Raw genomic sequence first — 22,012 nt, 5'->3', positions numbered from 1 at the left:
ATGTCAAAACGTAGACTCGCATTATTCCTTACAGGTATGATCATTATCATCGCCATTTCAGTCACGGCCGGTATCCGGTCTTATAACGACGAACAACGAAAACAAGCATCCGAACAGGTACAACAAGAATTGAACGACCAGATGACTGCCCAAGGGTGGTCTGCTTACGAATACCATAAATTAGAAGGATCGACCGTCACGCTATTCACGAACGCAGACGACACGATTCTCGGTCTAGGCATCATGAAAACGAACGGTGAGTTTAGTAGCTCGACCCGTGACACAATTGAAGAAACACCATTCGACTGGGCTCATCTTGGCAATGGAACAGACGAATACCTTGGGGTTCGGTTGAACAATCAACCCGAAGACGTCGTGTACTTGCGGTTACAGAATTCCGATTGGAGTAAAACCTACATGGTCAACGATCCTCGAGACGAAGGATATATCAGGACTTACTTGATTACTCTAGAGAAGACGCTACTTGGCGACTGGACAATCGAAACGCTCGACCGCGACAAAAACGTGATCCACGCTGAGCAACTATAAAAACCGCAAACCGATAACCGGTCTGCGGTGATACGACGACTGCTTTCGCGGTCGTCTTTTCTTATGCTTTGGCGAGTACGGCCGATGGACCGAAGAACTCGTAACGGGCTTGTGGAATTGTTTGGACGACCGTCTCCATCATCGCGGTCGGACCGCACGTGTAGACGTCGTGTCCGTCGACATCGAGTGCTTCGAGCTGTGTCGCACTCATGCAACCTGATACGTCATCGACGTGTGTGATGAGCTGGAGACCAGCGTTCACAAGTTCATCGAGCTCTTCACCGAGCGGACGGAGGCTCGTGCTGCGGACAGCATGGAGCAACGTGACCGAACGGCCTTGACCGAGTGCCGTCTTCGCCATGTTGAAGAGCGGCGTGATACCAATCCCGCCAGCGACGAGTGTGAGCGGACGATCCGATGCTTCGAGCACGAATTCGCCAGCCGGGGCACTCACTGGAATCTCCGTACCGACCGTCTGCTCGTGGAGCCAGTTTGAGACGAGCCCTTCCGCTTTCGGCGCAATCCAGTAACCGTCTTCTGTCGTTTCGACGACGCTATATTGACGGTGGTGCAAGATGTCTTCCCCAGCGATACGGGCTTGAACCGAGATGTATTGACCTGGGATGGCCGTCCCGACGACTCCGTCGTTCGCTTTGATGTGGAATCGTTTCACTTCCGGTGTGTCTTCAATCACTTCAGCAACCGTGAACGGTTTGAAACCGATCCATGGTGCATCATCGTACATTTGTTTCTCGAGCGAGATGAAGACGTCAGCGATGACACCGTATGCTTTCGCCCAAGCGTCGATGATATCCGGCGTCGCTGCTTCACCGAGCACATCTTGAATCGCTCCGAGTAAGTTCTCGCCGACAATCGGATAATGTTCTGGGCGGATGTTCAAGCTCTTGTGTTTATGGAGTGCCGGTTGGATGGCCGGAAGGATCGCTTCGAGACGATCGATATGGACGGCTGCTGCGTAAACGGCGTTGGCAAGCGCCTCTGGCTGCCGACCGCGTTTTTGATTCGTATGATTGAAAAATTGACGGACCTCTGGGTTGTTTTCGAACATGCGCTTATAGAAGTGACTCGTGATGGCGACACCGTGGTCTTTCAAGACCGGTGCGGTCGCTTTGACGATATCCATCGTTTGTTGATCTAACATTTTATTTCCCCCTTTTTGAAAGTTCATGTTCATTATGTGAGGTAAGTCACTTCAAAAGCAATATATAAAATACTTGTTTAAATACAAGTTCAAATTTCCGCCTTGAATCCGCCACGCTTTTTTCACATCTTCCATCGTCGCGCTTTCGCGAGATGTCTTGTACAATGAACGAATGAAGAGGTGAATCATCATGCGGCTCACGCAAACGTGCGACTACGCACTCCGAACACTCATGTATAGCGCCACGTTCTCCCATCGTCTTGTGACGATTCAAGAAGTGGCGGACCAATATCAGATTTCAAAGAACCACGTCATGAAAGTCGTCTATGAGCTCGGGAAGCACGGATATCTGGAATCGGTACGCGGCCGTGGCGGCGGCTTCCGGCTCGCCCGCCCGATGGAAGACATCAATGTCGGCGACGTCGTCCGGACGATTGAACCGCTCGAGCTCGTCGAATGTTTCGGCGAAGGACGATGTGTCATCGCCCCCGCGTGCGACCTGCGGAGCGTCTTGAACGAGGCGATGCTCGCGTTCCTGCACGTGCTCGACCGCTATACGATTGCCGACCTCGTCGCCAACCGGACGAACGAACTGGCTATGTTGCTAGGCATACAAAACCCGACGGACTGAAGTAGTCCGTCGGGTTTGTCTGTTATAGCGGTTTTAATTTGGCCTCAATCTCGGCTCGTCGCGGCTCGAGAAACGGCGGCAGCGCCAAGCGTTCCCCGAGTGACTCGACCGGCTCATCCGTCGCAAATCCAGGGCCATCCGTCGCCAGTTCCACCAAAATCCCGCTCGGTTCGCGGAAATAAATCGATTTGAAATAATAACGGTCGATTAGGCCCGAATGACTGATACCGAAAGAATCGAGCCGCTCGACCCAACGCGCCATCTCGTCATCATCCTCGACGCGAATCGCGACGTGGTGGACACTGCCCCGGCCCGGCCGCTCCGACGGTAAATCGGGACGGTCGACGAGATGAATCTCTGTAGCCACACCCCCGTCGCCCGTCTCGAACACACGAACCGATTGCCCGTTCCGTTTGAACTCAGACGCGAAGCGATAACCGAGCACGTCCGTCAGTACGCGTTCCGTCTTCTCGATTCGCCGCACCGTCCACTCGCTGAACCCGAGGCCGAAGATGGCGACGTTTGCCGGTACCGGTCCGTTTTTCCACGGCGTCCCTGACCCGCCCTCGACGAGACAGAGCCGTTGCCCCTCCTCGTCCTCGAAATAAAGAGTCGGACGACCGAGCACATCCTCTAACGGAGCATGGAGTACACCGAATTCGGAAAATCGTTCCAGCCAGTACGACAATGCGCCGTTCGGCACCCGGAGCGCCGTCCGCGAGATGCTGCTCGACCCTTTATACGTTTGCCCGAGAAAAGGCAGCTCGAAGAACGTCAAATCCGTCCCCGGTGTCCCCGATTCATCTGCGTAAAACAAGTGATACATCGATGGATCGTCTTGGTTGACAGTCTTTTTGACGAGTCGCATCCCGAGTACCTCCGTATAGAATCGCAAGTTCTTCGACGCGTCCCCTGTCATCGCCGACACGTGATGTTGTCCTAAAATCGCCTTCATCCGACTTCTCCCCTTTCAACTTTGATTATATTGTACCATCCACAAATAAGTAAAGTTAGCTTTACATTAAGTAAAGTTTACTTTACACTAAGGATAGAAACAAGAAATGAGGTGGCGGCATGCCATTAATCAATCGCGTCAAAGAGTTGCGGGCCCAGCATCAATTGACCCAAGGCGACTTGGCGGCCAAAGTCGGTGTGACGAGACAGACGATCATCTCGCTCGAAAAAGGGAGCTACACGCCGTCGCTTCTGCTGGCGATGCAAATCGCCCACGTGTTCGAGGAACCGGTCGAATCTATTTTCACAATCGAGGAGGAAACAAATTGAAACACGTCGTCATCCAATCCATCTCCAGCATCATCTTGTACGTCCTGATGGCATTTCTGTTCAGTTCGTTCTTGTCTGACGTGTCGACCGTCATCGAGACCGACCGATTTGAAATTGAGTTTAACTTATTGCCGCTCTTGCTGTTAGTCGGCTTCTTTATCATTTGGACAATCTATTCGTTCAAGACACGCCCGAACCAAAACTTAAGCTTTGGCCAATGGTCGGTCCGGATGACGGAATTTAGCGAAGTCGACGAACGCGAGCAGATCATCACGGCGAAAGCGACGAAAGCCGCCTACGTCTCGTTCGGGATTACTGTGCCGCTCCTCATGGCGTCATTCATGTTTTATCCGCTGTTCGAGAACGCGCTCCCCGCCTATCCGATTTACGCACTAGCCTCGACACTCATCATCTCGACACTCGTTTATATGACGACTTGGATCCGCGCCTATACCCATTAAGGAATTCACATCGAATTCCTTTTTTTGTGTCGATTTTTCGTCGAGTCGTTCCCTACGATTGCGAATTCAGTCACGTCGTGCTTATATATAACTAAACGGTTATATACTAAATGTATTGAAGGGGTCTTTCATCGTGAAAACCATCGATTTGACGACCGGTCAGGTTCAACGCGTCATCGTGGCGCTTGCCCTCCCGCTCGTCGGCAGTTCGCTTTTACAATTCACGTATAGTCTCGTCGATATGTTCTGGGTCGGTGCGCTCGGTAGCGACGCCGTCGCCAGCATCGGCGCGGCCAGCTTTTATATCATGCTCGGTCAGGCCATCCAATCGTTGATTGTGGTCGGCGCCGGCATCAAAGTGTCACAAGCCGTCGGACGGCGGGATCAGGCGTTGATTCAGCGCTACATCCGGGCTGGGAGGCGGATGAATCTTGGTCTCGGCCTGTTGTTCGTCACCGTCCTCGCCGCGTTCGGCCAGGCGCTTATCGGCTTTTTGAACATGGACGCACCGGCTGTCGAGCAGTTGGCGTACAGTTATTTGCTCGTCAGTGCACCGATGCTCATCTTCTCGTTTTTCAACTTGTTGTTCGCCCGACTGTTCAGCGCTTATGGCAATACGACGACGGCGATGCGCATCAACGCGACCGGGGTCACGCTCAATATGATTCTGTCGCCGCTCTTCATCTATCCACTCGGACTCGGCGTCGTCGGGGCCGGTCTGGCGACGCTCGTCGCGAACGTCGTCATGTTCGGCTTCTTCTGGTACCGGGCCCGCGTCTTGTTCGATTGGGAGGAGACGGTCGAACCGAATCGCACAGACTATAGAGAAATTCTTCGCCTCGGCTTCCCGATGGCGACCCAGCGCGTCTTGTTCACCGTCATCAGTATTTTCCTCGCCCGCATGATCGGTTCATATGGGACCGAAGCAATCGCGGCCCAGCGTATCGGGCTTCAAATCGAGTCGATCGCCTATATGATGATCGGCGGATTGAACGGTGCTATCGCAAGTTACACGGGGCAAAATCTCGGCGCCCGCAAAGTAGACCGGGTCCATGAGGGGTATCGGGTGACGACCCGGCTCGGCATCTTGTATACCGGGTTAATCACACTCGTCTTCCTCTTCGTCCCAGACGTCCTGATTGGGCTGTTCGTCGATGACCCGACAACGATTGAAATCGGTGCGAACTATTTACGGATCATCGGGATTTCGCTCATCTTCGCCTCACTTGAGATGATTGGGAATGGCTACTTCTCGGGACTCGGGCTACCGAAAATTCCGGCGACGATCTCAATCGTCTTCACCGTCGCCCGCATTCCGCTCGCGCTTGCCCTCGAGCCTTATCTCGGTATCGATGCCATCTGGTGGAGCATCGCCCTCTCGAGCATCATCAAAGGGCTCGTCTCTGCCTTCTATGTCCGACTAATGAAAAAGGAAGTGAGTTCCCTTGCAGAAGCAATTTAATCAACTAACTAAACAATTGTTGCACGGGCGCTTCGCCATCGAGCGTGAAATGCTCCGCGTGACACCCGATGGCACGCTCGCCGCTACGAAGCACCCGACAGCACTCGGAGACAAAGCGACGCACCCATATATTACGACCGACTTCTCGGAAAGTCAGATCGAACTAATCACCCCGACGTTTCCGACCGTCGAAGCGGCGCACAATTTCTTAGAAACACTGTACGACGTCACGGCACTGACCATCGGCGATGAACGGCTTTGGCCACAATCGATGCCGTGCGCGCTTCCTGACGGCGGGGTCATCCCGCTCGCAGATTTTGGAAGTTCAGGCCTTGAGGCCGGTCGCTATCGGGAGCATCTGCTCCAAAAATACGGGGCGAAAAAACAGCTCATCTCGGGTATCCATTTCAACTTCTCGTTCGCAGACGAGTTGATTGCCTCCCTCTATGAAGGGTCACCCGAACGATACGACCGTTTCAAGAACGACCTGTATTTAAAACTCGTCCGCAACTACTTACGGACACGCTGGCTCGTCGTCTATCTGTTAGGCGGGACTCCGGCCGTCCACACGAGCTATGAAGAACGCTGCGTCAGTCAAATGCAGGCGCTCAGCGAAGATGTGTATTCGAACACGACGGCGTTATCGTACCGGAATAGTGACTGCGGCTACACGAATGTCGAGCCGCTCTATCCGGACTATTCAACGCTTTCGGACTACACCGCGAGCGTGCGCCGCTTCATCGCCCAAGGTGACATCGCCAACCCGAACGAGCTCTACTCTCCGATTCGACTGAAGACGTCACGAGGAGGCAATGACTTGGAACGACTCGAGACGAACGGCATCGATTACATCGAGATTCGCAATATCGATTTGAACCCGTTCGAGAAGACCGGCATCGCCCTGTCCGATTTGAAGTTCTTGCACGTCTTCTTGCTCTACTTGACGTTGAAAGACGAGACACGATTTGCGGATTGGCAGGCTGAGGCGTTCCACAACCAGCAACGCGTCGCGAAAGAAGGGTTATCCCCGACGCTCACGCTCATGCGGGACGGCGAGGCGGTGGCGCTCCAGACGTACGCTCGCGATTTGCTCGACGAGATTGAAGCGTTCAATAAACATCACGACCTCGAGTTCGACGCGATTTTCGCCTCCGTCCGTGAACGAATCGACCATGTCGAGGCGACTTACGCGTCACGCCTCACCTCCGCTATGATGACGGATGGCTATACTGACTGGTCGCTCCGACAAGCGGAACTGTTTTATCAAGACGCGTACGCCAATCGGTTCCGGGTGCACGGCTACACGGATATGGAACTATCAACACAGATTTTGATGAAAGCAGCCTTGAAACGCGGTTATGCGGTCGATGTCATTGACCGCGACGACCAATTCATCCGCATCCGGCACGGCAACCAGACCGAGTACGTCAAACAAGCGACGAAGACGTCAAAAGATAACTACGTATCGGTTCTCATGATGGAAAACAAGACGGTGACAAAACACGTACTCGCCGAACATGGCATCCGCGTTCCCGGAGGGGTCGAGCTCCGCACTGAATCTGATTTACAGGACGCCTGGTATACGTTTGGGGACGAGCCGATTGTCTTGAAACCGAAATCGACGAACTTCGGCATCGGCATCCACATCTTCAAGGACGGGACGACGTTCGAGGAAGCGCTTGAGGCGTTCCATCACGCTCTTACGTTTGACGACGTCGTCCTGCTCGAGACGTTCCTGCCCGGAAAAGAATATCGTTTCCTCGTCATCGGTGATGAGGTCGCGGGCATTTTGCACCGCGTCCCGGCAAACGTGACCGGGGACGGTGTATCGACGATTCGTGAGCTCGTTGCCAAAAAGAATGAGGATCCGCTCCGCGGAAAAGGCTATAAGACGCCGCTCGAAAAAATTGACATTGATGACATCGTCGTGGCATTCCTTCGTCCACAAGGTAAGACGCCGGACAGTGTCCTTGCAGATGGAGAACTCGTCTTCCTTCGTGAGAACTCGAACATCAGCACCGGGGGTGACAGTATTGACTATACGGACCGGATCGCCGATTCATACAAACGGATTGCGGTCGAGTCCGCCCGAGCGATTGGCGCCACAATTTGCGGCGTCGACATGATGATTCCGTCGATCGAGCGTGAAAATGACTACGGTATCATTGAACTGAACTTCAATCCGGCCATCCATATTCACGCCTTCCCGTACGAAGGAAAGGAACGGCCAATCGGCGAGACCGTGCTCGATTTACTGTTCGATTAACCAATATTCCTAGTTTGGAATATTCTAAAATGGGAATATTTTAAGTAAGAGGACGGTGACGAGGATGGAAGAAAATTTGAGTCCGTTGTTTCACGCGTTGGCCGACCCGAATCGCTTACGAATCATCGAGTTGTTGAGGCAAGAAGCTTTAACGGTCGGTGCCATCGCCGAACGACTCGACATCAGTCAACCACAGACGTCCAAGCAACTGCGTGTGCTCTATGATGCCGGACTCGTTTCGGTGACCATCGAAGCCAATCGGCGGCGCTACGCCCTGAATCGGCAGGCACTTGCCCCGATAGATATTTGGCGTTCACGGCTCGAGGCAGAGACGGCTCGGCTCGATCGGTTGGAAGAGTTTTTGCAACAGTCAAAACGAGAGGGGAAATCCTAATGGAAACGCTCAAATCGTACGTCGAAGGCAACACGTTAGTCGTGGAACGGAGTTTTAACGCGCCGCGCGCGCTCGTGTTCGAGGCATTTTCGACACCGGCCCATCTTGAAGCATGGTGGGGACCCGCTGGATGGAAAACGGAGGTTCGCACGTTCGAGTTCGAACCCGGCGGCACGTGGCATTATTGCATGACGTGCGTCGACAAAGAGCAAGGCGACTATTACGGCATGGAATCCTGGGGCAAATCGACGTTCCTCGAGATTGACCCGCATCGTAAAATCGTCTATACGGACGCCTTCTCGGACGCGGACGGCCACGTCAATCCTGAACTTCCCGTCATGACCATCACGAACGAATTTGTCGACATCCCGAACGGCACGCTGTTCATCAGCCGCTCCGAATTCACGGACGCCGAGTCGCTCCAACAAGTCGTCGACATGGGAGCCGTCGAAGGTTTCGCCTCGCAGCTCGACCGTCTCGACGCCATCGTCTCCAGATAACAGCAAGCACCGCTCCTCGATTGAGGCGCGGTGCTTTTTCGAATTCTTCATCGCTCTAATTGTTCGAATAGTCGATCGAGTTGAGGTGCATCAATCGCCTTAAACGCATCTCCGACACTGATTTCGGTCGAACAATAGCCGTCATGGGGTACGAGGTAGCCCGTTATGCCGATTCCGGTCGCGTCTTGAACGGATTGAATCCGGGCCGAGACTGCCTCCACGTCCCCCTCAACATGAAGGTGGAACATATTCGTCACCGGGACGTCCGGTGTCGTCCACACCCTATCGATCGCATTGAAGCGGCGCGCCAGTTCCTTCGCCTGTTCGTAGTAGCTTGCCATCCGCCTTTTCCGAAGCTCATAGTAATAGTCGGCCGGGATAATGTACGGATACAGTCCAATCAAATCCCCGCCATAGCGACGTTTCCACACTCTCGCCTCGGCGCAGAACGCTTTCGGTCCGGCCAAGATGGCTCCGGCAATCCCGCCGATGCCTTTGTAGAATGAGACGTAGACGCTGTCGAACAGTGCACATACTTCTGCTGCCGTCTTCTCGTAATACGGGAGCGTCTCGAATAATCGTGCCCCGTCGAGATGCAGACGAATCCCCCGCTCCCGGCACAAGTGACTGATTGCCTCCAGTTCATCGAACGGTGGCAAATAGCCCCCGAGTTCCCGTTGCGGCAACTCGATCAACAGGCAGGCGATATCGGGCAACTCCTGCACTTCCTCGAGCGTCATCAACCGCTTGTCATCTCCAATCAAGATTGGCTCAAGGTGATGCAGCTCCTTCAATCCGTCCTGCTCATGAATCTCCAAGTGACAGAGCGGATGATAGGCGACGTTTCGATTTCCGGTCTCGTCCGCCCAAATCCGTAACGCAATCTGCTGCGCCATCGTGCCGCTCGGAAAGAAAATTGCGTCTTCCATACCGAGTTCTTGCGCCAGTTTTTGCTCGAAGCGCGCGATGATTTCACCCGTCCCGTAATGGTCGCTCGCCTGATTCGGGTCGACCTCGGCGAACGCTTGCTGCAAGACGCCGACGTTCCGTCGACCGTGGCCGTTCAATTGATGCGACGTCTGTTGATATGATGTCCGTAACTCCATGTCATTCCCTCCACAACAAGCCTCCTGTCCATAGACAGGAGGCCATCAGTTAGTCGCGCATGCGGACGATTAATTTGCCGCGTACTTTTCGTGTTTGGAGCTGTTCGAGACCGTCTTTCAACCGTTCAAACGGCAAGACGTCCGTGACGAGATCGTTCAACTCGCCCGCCTCGAGCAACTTCATTAATTCTTCAGCCATATACGCCAAATTGCGGATGGCACGCTCATCCTTACTCGCATGGGCCGCGCCGAGGGCGACCTCATGAATGGATGGCGACAACGTAAAGCCTTTCACGTTTGACGTATCCGGTGGACCGGCGATATAAGCGAGCTGTCCACTGAATGCGAGTCGATCTAAATCGGCCGTCGCCACATCGCGTCCGACTGTATTCAAAATCAGGTCGACACCACGGCCGTCTGTCTCTTCCATGATTTTCTCCGTCACGTCCTCAACGTTGTAGTCGATGGCGACATCGGCACCGAGTGATGTGACCCAGTCAAAGTTTTCCGGCGATGCTGTCGTGAACACTTTAAGCCCAAGTTTTTTGGCAAGTTGAATCGCATAGCCACCGACTCCGCCCGCACCAGCATGGACGAGAATCGTCTCTTTGTCGCGCGTGTTCAGTTTCTGCATGATAGCCTCATACGCCGTCATACCGGCACAAAGGATGGCTGCTGCTGCCTCATCGCTAACTTCCGGTGGCACGACGGCGCAAGCACGCGCATCGACGACCGCATACTCGGCGAAGCCGCCGTTGTTCCCGAGGCTCGTATGGACGGCGACACGTGAACCGGTAATGATATTGGCGAGACTCGAACCGACTTCGACGACTTCCCCGACCAGATCGACGCCAAGAATGTGTGGATACGACCAATTCGGATTGCCGTTCGTGCCGACTTTATAGTCGACCGGGTTCAATGCGACCGCTTCGACTTTGATGAGCAGTTCGCCCGCGCCTGGTGTCGGACGCTCTATCTCACCGATATGGAGATGTTCTAATCCAGGTTCATCAAGTAACCACGCTTTCATGCTCAATACGCTCCTTCCGAATACGTCAGTTCATACGAATGTGAATAGATTTCGACAAGATTGCCGAACGGGTCTTCACAGTACACCATCCGATACGGCTTATCGCCCGGGTAATATTCCCGAATCGGCATCCGTTGTTTCCCACCATGGGCTACGATTTTCTCGACGAGTCCTTCGATGTCCGGATCTTGGACGCAGTAGTGGAAGATGCCTGTCTTCCAAAACTCGAAATTGTTCTCCGGCTTCTCATTGTTCGGAAACTCGAACAACTCAATCCCGATTTTGTCACCGGTCGACATGTGGGCGATTCTGAAACTGCCCCAGCCCGGTCCGAATACGTCCGTACACATGACACCGATCGGCGAGTCGTCTTCGACGACGTCTGACGGCTGCATGATGGTGTACCAGCCCATCACGTCCTCATAAAATTTGACTGCTTCTGCCACACTCGGGACCGATAGTCCGATATGTGAGAATGTACGTGGATATGCCACTGTCATCCGCTCCTTTTTGTTTGCTCAATTTGATGGATAACGATACGATACCTTCATCGAAGCAATAAAAAAAGTACGCACATTCAAGTAACTACCCGAAAGCGAGGCGAATTGAACATGACGACCCCGTTCCCCGTCAATAAGGCGCTCGACATCATCGGCGGTAAATGGCGGCCTCAAGTGTACTGTACGCTCGAGAACGGCCCGCGCCGCTTTTCTGAGATTCAACGCGCCATCCCTGACGTCAGCCGTAAGGTGTTGACCGATCAACTGCGCGAGCTCGAACAGCTCGGTATGGTCCGCCGCATCGACTATTCGACCGAGAAACAGCTTCACGTCGAATACTCGCTCACCGAAGAAGCGTTCAGCCTACAACCGGCGATGAAGGCGCTCTGCTCTTGGGGCGAGACACGAGACGAATAAACCCTCGCCGGATCCGGCGAGGGTTTTGTCATGCTGCGAACAAGCTGATCAGATTTCCGTCCGGATCGATGACGATGGCGTAACGTTGTCCCCAGAACGCATCCCACGGTTCGCGATGCGAGGCATAGCCGTGCTCGACGATTGCCTCATAGCGCACATCTAGTTCATCCCGACTGTCGCATAAGAAGGCGAGTTCGACCCGATGCCCCGTCGCCGGGTTCCATTCCCCGTACACCGATTCGGCCACTTCGACCGTGTCGAAGGCGAGCCGGACCCCGCCGTCATCGACCTCGACATGCGCTTCCTCATTACTCGATTCCGGAATCGACAGACCGAGCATCCGATAAAAGTCGAGCGCCCGCGTCATATCTTCAACGACAATCCCAATCATGTCTAGCTTGATTCCCATGTGATCACCTCATTTTCCAAGTTGGTGGTGCTATGATGAGTGTAGCACTACATCCTGCCCGTGAAACGAGGAAATACAAATGACCCATCACTTCGCTATCCTGACCCAGTCACAGGCGGAAACGATTGCCTATACGTGGCATTACGAAGACGACTATGCGTTTTATGATATGGAGGCCGACCAGGACGATTTGGCCGAATTTATAGACGCTGAACAGCGTGGACAGTCGGTGTTCGCCATCACGTTTGACAGTGAACTCGTCGGGTTCGTGAGCGTCGCGCAAACGGATGCTGAAACGGTCGATATTGGTCTCGGCATGAAACCCGATTTGACCGGCAACGGGAGCGGGCGGATGTTCGTCACATCGATTGTAGACTTCGTCAAAGGGACATACTCGCCTCATCGCATCACCTTGTCCGTCGCCGCCTTCAACGTGCGGGCGATCCGTGTCTATGAGGCGTGCGGGTTCACGAGGACCGGTTCATTTCAACAACCAACGAACGGGAGCACGTTCACCTTCATCCAAATGGAACGTCAAGAAAGTCCTCAGAACCAAGCGTTCTGAGGACTTTTCCTATGTGAGCTGTTTCTTTTGGATGTATGACAAACCGAGCGCCGCGATTAAAATTGCGCCTTTGACGATGTCTTGTGCGTAATACGGCACGTCCCACATCGTCAGCCCGTTCAACAAAATTCCAATCAAGACGGCACCGATTAACGTGCCGACGACGTTCGGTCGTCCGGTGCCGAAGACGGCGTAGCCGATATAGGCGGCCGCGACCGCGTCCATGAGGAGTGGTGCCCCGGCTGATACTTGTCCGGTACCGATGCGTGACGCCAAAATGATGCCGCCGATGGCCGCGAACAGACCGCTCAACACATACGCGTACAACTTGATGCGCGTGACGGCGATGCCGGAACGGCGGGCCGCTTCGACGTTCGAGCCGACGTAATAAAATTCGCGTCCTGTCTTCGAATACGTCAAAAATAGATGCGCCCCGGCGAAGAAGAGAATCATCAAGATGGCGACGAACGGGACAGGTCCGATTGAACCTTGGCCGATGAAGAGGAACGACGGGATAAAACGTCCCGGTGCCGTCCCTCCTTCAATCGGCATGTTGTCGTAGATTGAAAAACCTTTCGTATACGTCAATTGGACCCCGTTGATGACGTACATGATGGCGAGCGTCGCGAGCAAATCCGGTAACCGGAACTTGATTGTCACGAGCGCGTTCAACAGCCCGACGAGTACACCGAGCGCAATCGGGACGAGCAGGGCGACGAGCAGTTCTTGACTATGTAACACGAGGCTCGATGCCGCCCCGATTGTTGCGAGGCTCGCCGTCGAGCCGACCGATAAGTCGAATCCGCCGACGATGAGCGAGAATGTCACCCCGAGGGCGAGCAGGGAGACGATCGATACGGATTTGATGATGTCGCTAAAGTTCGCGTACGTCAAAAACTGGTCGTTCGTCACACCGAAGACGGCGATGAGTGCGAGAATCGCGAACAGCGTTCCGTATTGACCGATGCCACTGAAACGTTTCGTGCGTTGTTTGATGACGAGTTGGGCCATGTTAGACGCCTCCTTTCTGTTGCCAACGGCCGCGGTCGAGCCAGAGCGTCCGGTTGGCGACCAATTCTAATTCATGCGGTTCGCTCGATGTGAAGATGACGGTCTTCCCGTCTTTGGCAAGGCGGGTGACGAGTTCATAAATGTCCCGTTTCGCCGTCACGTCGACACCTTTCGTTGGTTCGTCGAGCAGATAGACGTCCCGGTCCTCGAGGAGCCATTTGCTGAGGACGACTTTTTGTTGATTCCCGCCGCTCAATTCTCGGACCGGTTGCCCGACCTGGTCGTATTTCACTCGCAGCGAGGCCAATACGCGTGTGATCGCGTTCGCCTTCCCTTCAATCGCGAGGACGTTCCATTCAATCGAATCGTCGAGGAAAAGCCCCTGTTTCCGGCGTTCTTCTGGTACGAGGGCAAATCCGGACCGGACTGCCTGACGCGGTTCACGAATCTTGAGCGGTTTCCCGTCCAACGTCACTTGTTGTTCGACACCGGAGAGACCGAATAGCGCCTCGATCAACTCCGTCTTCCCGCTCCCGGTGACGCCGCCAATGCCGACGACTTCGCCTTTATATGCCGTGAACGACAACTCGGTTCCGAACGTCGGTAACGTGAGGTCGGCTTGAATCCGGATCTCGGTTTCCGGAACGGCTTTCTCTAACGCTTCTGCCATGTCGGATCCGCTCAAATACGTATGGATATCCCGTTCTGACAATGCCTGAAATGGCCCTTCGTAAGCGATGCGCCCATCCCGGAGGAACGTCGTCGTCGTGGTGACGCGCGACAGTTCATCTGACCGGTGAGTGATGAGAAGAATGCCGACGCCTTCTTCTGCGAGCGATTGCAATAACGTAAGCAGTGCTGCCGCGTCATCTGTCGACAGTGCGGCCGTCGGTTCGTCGAGCAAGAGGTAAGCCGCATCACTCGCGAGCGCCCGGGCAATCAAGACACGTTGTTTGACACTGAGCGGGAAACGCCCGACCGGTTCGGTCACGTCAATCTGTAATCCGACGCGTTCCAAATAGACAGCTGCTCGCTGTTTTAGTTCGCGAGGACGAATCCGTTCGACCGCCTGCCACGGCACGACGTTCTCATAGATCGGTAAATCGAGATAGAGAGCGTCATCGACTTCTTGCGACACCGTGATGACCCCGCGGCGAATCGCCTCGGCCGGTGTGAGTGTGACCGCCGTCTCGTCGAGCTCGACCGTCCCAGACGTCGGGATGATGGCGCCACTCAACAGCTTGACGAGCGTGCTCTTCCCGGCTCCGTTCAAGCCGAGCAAGCCATGAATCTCGCCACGACGGAGCGTGAAGCTGACATCTTCGAGCACGGTGACGTCGCCGTAACGTTTCGTGACACGTTCGAGCCGTAACATCAGTCTGTCCCTTTCATCCAGTCCGACCAGGCCGCGTCTGATGCGCCCCAGTTCGGGACGTATTGGCCGAGGTCGTCCATCGTCACTTTCTCGTCCGGCAAGACGTCACGATCGACGAGATACGGATCGACCGAATGAATCGACGGCGTCTCTTCACCCGCTAATTTTTGATACGCGTACCGGACTTGGATGCGTCCGATTTCAGCCGGATCGGTCGCCGCCGTCACTTTCCACGGGCTGCCGTCCTCTTGCATGAGTTGAAGGTCTTCGTCACTCAAATCGATGCCATAGACAGCGATTTCATCACGTCCGGCTTGTTTGATGGCACGGCTCGCACCCTTAGCGAACTCGTCCCACATCGCGAACACGGCATCAATCTCGCCTTCCGGATATTTCTTCAAAATCGCTTCCATCTGGCTCTGTGTATCGAGCGCCGTATTATTCGTCGCCGAACCGAACTTGGCGACTTCCGTAATGCCTGGGTAGCGTTTCAAGAACGCATCATAAATCGTGTGGCGTCGTTCCATCGGTGTGAAGCCGCCGACCCAAATCGTGACGATGTTGCCTTCACCGTCCAAATCTTCGACGAGTGCCTTGAGGGAACGCCAGGCGAGCGAATAGTCGTCCTGGTCGATGACCGTCACGCCTTCGTTCGTCAAATCGTTGTCGAACGCGACGACTTTGATGCCTTTGTCGAGTGCACGTTGGACCGGTTCTTTCAACGCATCGGCGCGGCCATGGTCAATCAAGATGACATCGACGCCTTGCGTCGTCGCCGTGTCGACGTAGCTCGCCATCTTCGACAGATCGTTGTCGGCGTTGTACACTTTCACGTTGCCGCCGAACGATTCGACCTGTTCCGTCACCCCATTGATATACTGCGACGAGAACGTGCCAATCGACATCTGCATGATGAGGGCGACATCGATATCTTTCGGCAACGTCCCGTTCGATACCGAGACGGGTTTGGTCTCTGCCGTCTTCTCGGCCGGCTTCGATGGGGCCGCTTGCTCGTTCGTGCAACCGACGAGCGCCAAGACGAATGTGAATAACAAAATCAATAGTTTTTTAGACATGAATCGTTCCCCCTACATGATGTGTGATGGCGGCCTCTGTCGGTTCGAACACACCCGCCTCGGTGATGAGTCCGGTGATGAGGTCCGGTGTGGTGACGTCGAACGCCGGATTGAAGACGGTGATGCCGACGGGTGCCGTCGGTTGACCGCCGATATGTGTCACTTCTGACGGGTTCCGCTCCTCGATTTCAATCGTGTCATCCGCCGTCAAATCGAACGTCGAATGCGGCGCCGCGACGTAGAACGGAATGCCGTAATGTTTGGCAAGGACGGCGAGCTGCAACGTCCCGATTTTATTGGCGACGTGACCCGTCCGTGTGATACGGTCGGCTCCAACGATGATGGCGTCGACTCGTTTTGACTGAATCGTCCAAGCCGCCATATTGTCTGTGATGAGCGTCACGTCGATATCGGCCCGGTCGAGTTCCCAGACAGTGAGGCGTGCCCCTTGCAGGAGCGGCCGCGTCTCACAGGCGAAGACGTTGAAAGATACGCCCTGTTCTTTTCCGACGTAAAACGGCGCGAGCGCCGTGCCGTATCGCGATGTCGCGATGGCACCGGCGTTGCAAATCGTCAACACGTTCCCTCCGGCCGGCAACACCGTCAGTGCATGCTCGCCGATGGCCCGATACGTATCGACGTCCCGGTCGTACAAAGCGATGGCGCGCCGTTTGATTTCCTCGGCAATCGCCTCAAAGTCGTCCCCGACATTTAAATCAAGGAGCGATTCAATCACGTTTTGCAAATTGACCGCTGTCGGCCGGGTCGCAATCAAGCGGCGTCCGACGAGGTCGAGCCGACGCGTGAAGTCCGGGTCATCGATTAACCGGCCCGCCTCTTTGGCGAGGACGAACGCTCCGAAATAAGCGATGGCCGGGGCGCCGCGGACTTGGAGCGTCTCGATGGCATGTTCGGCCTGTTCAAGCGTCTCGATTGTCACGTAACGCTCTTCGTGCGGCAACAACGTCTGATCCAATACGATGAGTTCGTCCGTTTGCGAATTAAAGCGGATGTTTTGGACCGTCATACGCGCACCCCCGACAAAAGCGTCACCAAGTCGTCAATCGATTCGACGCTGTGGCGTTCTTTGATGAGCGCCGTCCCGAGGGCAAGCGCGTCACGTTTTCGTTCGAGCCGCGTCGCTTCCGGCAACGTCTCGAGATCGGCGACACCGGCGAGTCCGACGGCACGGCGAATGAGTTCGCAACCGGCGTAGCCGATCGTGTCGCTGAAGATCGTCCGCAACAACTCGTCGACAAAACCGTCCGTGTTGAACGGTTCGACGGCGCGCTCAAAGTTGGCCCGGAACGTCTTCTCAAACGTCTCCCACACCGTCAAGACGTCTGTGAAACGTTCGAAGCGTTTGAACGGGTCATAGAACGTCGACAGCGTCAAATGGGCGATGATTTGGCCCAGGTCGAAGCCGAACGGTCCGTAAAATGCGAACTCTGGATCGATGATTTTCGTCTCTTGTTGGGTCGCGAAGATGCTGCCCGTATGTAGGTCACCGTGCAGAAGCGCCTCATGTTTCGTGACAAATCCGACTTTCAGTTTCGTCACCTCGACCTTCAGTGCCTGGTCTTGCCAAAGGCGTTCGACATCTTCTCGAAGCGCCGCCTCGATGTTGTTCGACTCTGCGTCTTTGAACGGGTCGGTGAAGATGAGCTTCTCGGTGATGTCACACAGTTCCGGATTGTAATAGTCACGTTCAATCCGCTTCTTCGCAATTGGTCCGGCCGCATAATCCGACGTCGCGAACAGCGTCTCTCCTAAAAATTCACCGACATGACGCGCGAGTTCCGGATAGCTCTCCCCCTTCAAATAACCGGTGCGGACAATCTCATAATCAGACAGATCTTCTAAAATCGTGTAGGCGAGCGTCCGGTCGCTGCCGAGGACGTCCGGGACGAAACGCGGCGCCACGTTCGCAAACTCACGGAGTGCCAACTGTTCAATCCATGCCCGTTCGAGCGTAAGCGGCCAGCTCTCGCCGACAACTTTGGCGTATGGGAGCGCCTGTTTGACGATTAGGCGCTGTTCGCCTTGGCGAATCCGAAACACGAGATTCAAATTACCGTCCCCGATTTCCTCACACTCGGCGATTCCGTCTTGCAAGTATCCTAGTTGACGGACGTGCTCGACGACGGTCTGTTCTGTAAATGGTTGATATGACATGATGTTTTCCCCTTCCTGTAAGTTGCCCACAAAAAAAGCCCCTTTCTCCGCGAGAAAGAGGCACAGCCAAAATGGTTGTTCCTCTCATCTGTCAGACATTCGTCTGGTGGATGTAGCACCGTGCCTAGTGGTCGGTTGCTGCGGCGTCATCGGGCCAATTCCCTCTGCCAACTCGCGATAAGAGTGGTTTATTCGATTCGGTGAACTTATGTGATGAATATTACGGACTTGACGTCACAATTGTCAACGTCATTTTCTCCGTGCACCTCCGTCTTTTTTTGTGCATATATGGAAACAACTCCCCAAAATATTTTTTTTGGAAAAAAAGGAATTGACGACGTGACGATTCTGTGCAAAAATTCAATTAAATTTCACAACTTCAAATCACATTCTTATCAAGAGCAGACGGAGGGACGAGCCCGATGATGTCGCAGCAACCGACCAGAGATGGCACGGTGCTAATTCTTGCAGCGAAAGCTGAGAGATAAGAGTTCATTTTTTATGATGACCTCTTGCCTCGGCATGGGGTCATTTTTTGTTTGCCTGGAAGGAGGAACCATATGAGTATCACTGCCACATATGAAATCAAACGAACGGACGCGGTCGCGACCGTCGCCGACAAAATCGCCCTCGAGCTGACCGTCGGTACTTGGACGGAGCTGCCTCACTTAGAGCAAGAGCAGTTACAGGCGTACCGGGGTGAGGTCGTGTCGACCACACATACGGATACGACGAGCCGCTTCACGATCCGCTACCCGTTACATAATGTCAGCCCTGACTTTTCATCCATCTTGACGACGACGTTCGGGAAACTGTCCCTCGACGATTCAATCCGGTTAATCGATTTGACGTTGCCCGAGACGCTCGCGCCTCATTTCAAAGGCGCCAAGTTCGGCGTCGAAGGGATTCGCGATTTGCTCGGTGTCCATGATCGCCCGCTCGTCATGAGCATCTTCAAAGGTGTCATCGGCCGTGACCTCGCGTTTCTCGAGCAGCAACTCCGCGATCAGTTTGCCGGAGGCATCGATATCGTCAAAGACGACGAAATTTTATACGACAACCCGCTCACCCCATCGCTCGAACGGGCCCGCATCGGAGCGGCCGTCATTCAAGCGCACTTTGAGGCGACCGGGAAGCGTGTCCTCTATGCCATCACGTTGAGCGGTCCTGTGTTCGCTCTGCGCGACCAGGCACTCCGGCTGATTGAGGCCGGTGCGACGGCGCTTCTATTCAACGTCTATACGTACGGTCTTGACGCACTGCGCGAACTTGCGAACGACCCAGACATCCGTGTGCCGATTTTGGCTCACCCGGCCTTTGCCGGCGCCTTGACCGGGTCCATCAGTCATTCGCTCTTACTCGGTAAACTCCCACGCCTCGCCGGGGCCGATTTGACGCTCTTCCCGTCTCCGTACGGTTCGCTCGCGACACCACGGGACGAGGCGTTCGCGATTCGTGACTTGAGCGCCGAACCGCATTGGTCGAAACCAATTTTACCGGTCCCGTCAGCTGGGATTCATCCGGGGCTTGTCGCCGATATCATTCGTGATTTCGGGACAGATGTCGTCATCAACGCCGGCGGTGGCATTCATGGTCACCCGGACGGTGCAGCCGCCGGGGCCCGTGCTTTCCGCCAAGCCATCACTCACGTCCTCGGTCACACCGAAGGACAGACGGACGAACTCGATACCGCGTTAAAGGCGTGGGCGTCGCGATGACGATCCATATCCTGTGCGACTTCGACGGGACGATCACGGCGGAAGACAATATCATCGCCTTGATGAAAGCGTTCGCCCCGCCGGCTTGGGTCGAGTTGAAAGATGCGGTCCTCGAACAACGGATTTCAATCCGCTCCGGCGTCGGTCAACTGTTTCAACTATTGCCGAGCGCGGCTGCCCCGGCTTACCGTGATTATTTGTTGGAGCGGATCACGCTCCGCCAAGGGTTCCCGGCATTTTTAGAACAAGTTCGGGCCCACGGCTGGAAGTTTGACGTCGTCAGCGGCGGGATGGACTTTTTCGTCCATCCAATTTTAGCAGGCCACGTCGACCCCGAGCATATCTACTGCAACGTCGCCGACTTCTCTGCTGAGACGGTAACCGTCACGTGGTCGCACGCTTGCGACGAACAGTGCACGAACGATTGCGGCTGTTGCAAGCCGACGCTCGCTCGCCGCATCGTCAATCCCGCCGACCGCTTAATCGTCATCGGCGACTCGGTGACCGACTTCGAGGTCGCGAAGCGTGCCGACTTCGTCTACGCCCGAGGTCAACTCATCACGCTCTGCGAAGACGCAGGCATCCGTTACGCCCCGTTCGAGACGTTTGACGACATCACCCATCATTTGAAGGAGGTGGCCGTATGAGCCTTACGGCACGTTGGCTTGAACTGGCCGAGATTAAAGACGAACTCGCCGCCCGCGACTGGTTCCCCGGAACGAGTGGGAATTTGGCGATTCGCGTCTCTGACGACCCGCTCGAATTTCTCGTCACGGCGAGTGGACGCGATAAACGGAAACGAACGCCAGACGACTTTGTTCATGTCGATGCGGGCGGACGCTTAATCGGCGAACAGACAGGAAAACCATCCGCCGAGACGCTGCTACATGTCGAAGTGTTCAATCGGACGGATGCGACGTGTTCGCTCCATGTCCATACGGTCGACAATAATGTCATCTCCGAGCTCCATGCCGCCACCGGCGAAGTCGTCTTCACCGGTCAAGAAATCATCAAAGCGCTCGGCTTCTGGGACGAGGATGCGGTCGTCCGCGTACCGATTATCGAGAACCATGCGGACATTCCGACTCTTGCGGCCGCTTTCGCCCCTCACATTCACGCAAACGCCGGTGCCGTCCTCATTCGCAATCACGGCATCACCGTCTGGGGCGAGACCCCGGCCGCGGCCAAACGCTATTTAGAGGCTTACGAGTTTTTGTTCAGCTATACATTAAAACTACGCGCCCTAGGCGTCCATTCATAAGGAGGAACCAACCATGGCAACTGTCTATTTCCAACAAACCGAAGAGCGTTACGTCGATCAAACTGAAGTGAGCGCCTTTTTAGAGTCTCGCGGGATTTTATATGAGCAGTGGGACATCACAAAGCTCCCGGAAAACCTGCAAGAAAACTATCAGTTGACGGACGAGGACAAACAAGCGATCTTGTCGACGTTCCGTGACGAGATTCGTGATGTATCGGAGCGCCGCGGCTATGAGACGGCAGACGTCATCTCATTGTCAGACGCGACGCCGAACTTGGACGAATTGCTCGTCAACTTCCAAAAGGAGCACCATCATACGGATGACGAGGTCCGCTTCATCGTCAGCGGCCATGGCATCTTCGCCATCGATGACGCCGAGCGTGGCTACTTCAACATCGAGCTCAACCCCGGCGACCTCATCTCGGTGCCGGTGAACACGCGCCACTACTTCACGCTCCAAGACGACCGCAAAGTCGTCGCCGTCCGCATCTTCGTGACGACAGAGGGCTGGGTGCCGATTTACGAGAAACAAGACGTGAAGGCATAAAAATAGGTCTCTCGCATTTGTGCGAGTGGGCTAACCTAAATTTTTGAGACAATATAAAAACACCTTCGCAGTGGTACACTTAAAAAAAGTGCTAGCATCGGAGGTGTTTTTGC

At 54.7% G+C, this 22,012-nt stretch carries 25 protein-coding genes and 2 riboswitches; of the genes, 14 read left to right on the top strand and 11 right to left on the bottom strand.

Annotated elements, in window-relative coordinates:
- Positions 1-549: a hypothetical protein gene (locus KNP72_RS12055; protein ID WP_214719216.1), complete on the top strand. Its 549-nt coding sequence runs from the start codon at positions 1-3 to the stop codon at positions 547-549.
- Positions 550-610: 61 nt separating this feature from the next.
- Here KNP72_RS12055 and KNP72_RS12050 read toward each other — a convergent pair whose 3' ends face one another.
- On the bottom strand, positions 611-1,711 hold the full coding sequence (locus KNP72_RS12050; RefSeq protein ID WP_214719214.1) for a globin domain-containing protein: 1,101 nt from the start codon (positions 1,709-1,711) through the stop codon (positions 611-613).
- A 190-nt stretch (positions 1,712-1,901) separates the two neighbouring features.
- Between KNP72_RS12050 and KNP72_RS12045 the strand changes: the two genes are divergently transcribed.
- Entirely contained in the window at positions 1,902-2,342 is a 441-nt protein-coding gene (locus tag KNP72_RS12045) for an RrF2 family transcriptional regulator (RefSeq protein WP_214719212.1), read from the top strand.
- Between the two features lie 22 nt (positions 2,343-2,364).
- On the opposite strand, the gene KNP72_RS12040 is transcribed toward KNP72_RS12045, so the two are convergent.
- The gene (locus KNP72_RS12040; protein ID WP_214833542.1) at positions 2,365-3,297 is read right to left on the bottom strand and encodes a ring-cleaving dioxygenase; all 933 of its coding nucleotides are present in this window, start codon (positions 3,295-3,297) and stop codon (positions 2,365-2,367) included.
- A 119-nt stretch (positions 3,298-3,416) separates the two neighbouring features.
- Here KNP72_RS12040 and KNP72_RS12035 point away from each other — a divergent pair, with 119 nt between their 5' ends.
- The 6 genes from KNP72_RS12035 to KNP72_RS12010 all read left to right on the top strand — a co-directional run bounded on the left by KNP72_RS12035 (position 3,417) and on the right by KNP72_RS12010 (position 8,709).
- Positions 3,417-3,626 carry a helix-turn-helix transcriptional regulator gene (locus KNP72_RS12035; RefSeq protein ID WP_214833539.1) on the top strand — a complete coding sequence of 70 codons (210 nt, stop codon included), beginning with the start codon at positions 3,417-3,419 and terminating at the stop codon, positions 3,624-3,626.
- On the top strand, positions 3,623-4,087 hold the full coding sequence (locus KNP72_RS12030; protein ID WP_021066033.1) for a hypothetical protein: 465 nt from the start codon (positions 3,623-3,625) through the stop codon (positions 4,085-4,087). Before KNP72_RS12035 ends, KNP72_RS12030 begins: the two co-directional genes overlap by 4 nt.
- A gap of 133 nt (positions 4,088-4,220) precedes the next feature.
- Positions 4,221-5,549, top strand: coding sequence for an MATE family efflux transporter (locus KNP72_RS12025; protein WP_214833536.1), 1,329 nt, complete (start codon positions 4,221-4,223; stop codon positions 5,547-5,549).
- The gene (gshAB, locus tag KNP72_RS12020; RefSeq protein WP_214833534.1) at positions 5,533-7,815 is read left to right on the top strand and encodes a bifunctional glutamate--cysteine ligase GshA/glutathione synthetase GshB; all 2,283 of its coding nucleotides are present in this window, start codon (positions 5,533-5,535) and stop codon (positions 7,813-7,815) included. The genes KNP72_RS12025 and gshAB overlap by 17 nt, the downstream gene beginning before the upstream one ends.
- Positions 7,816-7,879: 64 nt before the next feature.
- Entirely contained in the window at positions 7,880-8,209 is a 330-nt protein-coding gene (locus KNP72_RS12015) for an ArsR/SmtB family transcription factor (RefSeq protein ID WP_214833532.1), read from the top strand.
- The gene (locus KNP72_RS12010; protein ID WP_214719199.1) at positions 8,209-8,709 is read left to right on the top strand and encodes an SRPBCC family protein; all 501 of its coding nucleotides are present in this window, start codon (positions 8,209-8,211) and stop codon (positions 8,707-8,709) included. Before KNP72_RS12015 ends, KNP72_RS12010 begins: the two co-directional genes overlap by 1 nt.
- Before the next feature lie 47 nt (positions 8,710-8,756).
- Here KNP72_RS12010 and KNP72_RS12005 read toward each other — a convergent pair whose 3' ends face one another.
- Genes KNP72_RS12005 through KNP72_RS11995 form a run of 3 tightly spaced genes read right to left on the bottom strand, consistent with a single transcriptional unit; the run spans position 8,757 to position 11,339 of the window.
- On the bottom strand, positions 8,757-9,815 hold the full coding sequence (locus KNP72_RS12005; RefSeq protein ID WP_214833530.1) for a threonine aldolase family protein: 1,059 nt from the start codon (positions 9,813-9,815) through the stop codon (positions 8,757-8,759).
- A 49-nt stretch (positions 9,816-9,864) separates the two neighbouring features.
- Positions 9,865-10,845: a zinc-binding dehydrogenase gene (locus KNP72_RS12000; protein ID WP_214833528.1), complete on the bottom strand. Its 981-nt coding sequence runs from the start codon at positions 10,843-10,845 to the stop codon at positions 9,865-9,867.
- A gap of 2 nt (positions 10,846-10,847) precedes the next feature.
- A complete protein-coding gene (locus KNP72_RS11995; RefSeq protein ID WP_214833526.1) occupies positions 10,848-11,339 on the bottom strand; it encodes a lactoylglutathione lyase family protein in 492 nt (163 codons plus the stop codon).
- Between the two features lie 117 nt (positions 11,340-11,456).
- On the opposite strand from KNP72_RS11995, the gene KNP72_RS11990 reads away from it, so the two are divergent.
- Positions 11,457-11,762, top strand: a complete 306-nt coding sequence (locus KNP72_RS11990) for a winged helix-turn-helix transcriptional regulator (protein WP_128123565.1) — start codon at positions 11,457-11,459, stop codon at positions 11,760-11,762.
- 28 nt (positions 11,763-11,790) lie between these two features.
- On the opposite strand, the gene KNP72_RS11985 is transcribed toward KNP72_RS11990, so the two are convergent.
- A complete protein-coding gene (locus tag KNP72_RS11985) occupies positions 11,791-12,171 on the bottom strand; it encodes a VOC family protein (protein WP_214719186.1) in 381 nt (126 codons plus the stop codon).
- 79 nt (positions 12,172-12,250) lie between these two features.
- Between KNP72_RS11985 and KNP72_RS11980 the strand changes: the two genes are divergently transcribed.
- Positions 12,251-12,736, top strand: coding sequence for a GNAT family N-acetyltransferase (locus tag KNP72_RS11980; protein WP_214833524.1), 486 nt, complete (start codon positions 12,251-12,253; stop codon positions 12,734-12,736).
- A gap of 9 nt (positions 12,737-12,745) precedes the next feature.
- Here KNP72_RS11980 and KNP72_RS11975 read toward each other — a convergent pair whose 3' ends face one another.
- From KNP72_RS11975 to mtnK, 5 genes are read right to left on the bottom strand one after another with little or no spacing between them, the layout of a single operon-like run.
- Entirely contained in the window at positions 12,746-13,747 is a 1,002-nt protein-coding gene (locus tag KNP72_RS11975; RefSeq protein WP_214833522.1) for an ABC transporter permease, read from the bottom strand.
- A 1-nt stretch (position 13,748) separates the two neighbouring features.
- Complete coding sequence (locus tag KNP72_RS11970; RefSeq protein WP_214719179.1) at positions 13,749-15,122, bottom strand: sugar ABC transporter ATP-binding protein; 1,374 nt, start codon at positions 15,120-15,122, stop codon at positions 13,749-13,751.
- Positions 15,122-16,198 (bottom strand): sugar ABC transporter substrate-binding protein, encoded by a 1,077-nt coding sequence (locus KNP72_RS11965; protein ID WP_214833521.1) that lies wholly within the window; start codon positions 16,196-16,198, stop codon positions 15,122-15,124. Before KNP72_RS11965 ends, KNP72_RS11970 begins: the two co-directional genes overlap by 1 nt.
- The gene (gene mtnA / locus KNP72_RS11960; protein ID WP_214833518.1) at positions 16,191-17,225 is read right to left on the bottom strand and encodes an S-methyl-5-thioribose-1-phosphate isomerase; all 1,035 of its coding nucleotides are present in this window, start codon (positions 17,223-17,225) and stop codon (positions 16,191-16,193) included. The genes KNP72_RS11965 and mtnA overlap by 8 nt, the downstream gene beginning before the upstream one ends.
- Complete coding sequence (gene mtnK, locus KNP72_RS11955; RefSeq protein ID WP_214833514.1) at positions 17,222-18,373, bottom strand: S-methyl-5-thioribose kinase; 1,152 nt, start codon at positions 18,371-18,373, stop codon at positions 17,222-17,224. Before mtnK ends, mtnA begins: the two co-directional genes overlap by 4 nt.
- A gap of 81 nt (positions 18,374-18,454) precedes the next feature.
- A riboswitch (SAM riboswitch) is annotated at positions 18,455-18,557 on the bottom strand.
- A 205-nt stretch (positions 18,558-18,762) separates the two neighbouring features.
- Positions 18,763-18,864: riboswitch (SAM riboswitch) on the top strand.
- 69 nt (positions 18,865-18,933) lie between these two features.
- On the opposite strand from mtnK, the gene KNP72_RS11950 reads away from it, so the two are divergent.
- Genes KNP72_RS11950 through KNP72_RS11935 form a run of 4 tightly spaced genes read left to right on the top strand, consistent with a single transcriptional unit; the run spans position 18,934 to position 21,899 of the window.
- Positions 18,934-20,091, top strand: a complete 1,158-nt coding sequence (locus tag KNP72_RS11950; RefSeq protein ID WP_214833511.1) for a 2,3-diketo-5-methylthiopentyl-1-phosphate enolase — start codon at positions 18,934-18,936, stop codon at positions 20,089-20,091.
- Entirely contained in the window at positions 20,088-20,738 is a 651-nt protein-coding gene (locus KNP72_RS11945; protein ID WP_214719169.1) for a 2-hydroxy-3-keto-5-methylthiopentenyl-1-phosphate phosphatase, read from the top strand. Before KNP72_RS11950 ends, KNP72_RS11945 begins: the two co-directional genes overlap by 4 nt.
- Complete coding sequence (locus KNP72_RS11940) at positions 20,735-21,352, top strand: methylthioribulose 1-phosphate dehydratase (protein WP_128123584.1); 618 nt, start codon at positions 20,735-20,737, stop codon at positions 21,350-21,352. Before KNP72_RS11945 ends, KNP72_RS11940 begins: the two co-directional genes overlap by 4 nt.
- A 13-nt stretch (positions 21,353-21,365) precedes the next feature.
- Complete coding sequence (locus tag KNP72_RS11935) at positions 21,366-21,899, top strand: 1,2-dihydroxy-3-keto-5-methylthiopentene dioxygenase (RefSeq protein ID WP_138858691.1); 534 nt, start codon at positions 21,366-21,368, stop codon at positions 21,897-21,899.
- The last annotated feature ends 113 nt before the right edge of the window (positions 21,900-22,012 follow it).

The organism is Exiguobacterium sp. s152 (genome assembly GCF_018618335.1).
In the GTDB taxonomy this organism is placed as follows: Bacteria; Bacillota; Bacilli; order Exiguobacteriales; family Exiguobacteriaceae; genus Exiguobacterium; species Exiguobacterium chiriqhucha.
Note: the sequence above shows the minus strand (reverse complement) of the source record. Positions and strands in the feature narration are given on the sequence as shown.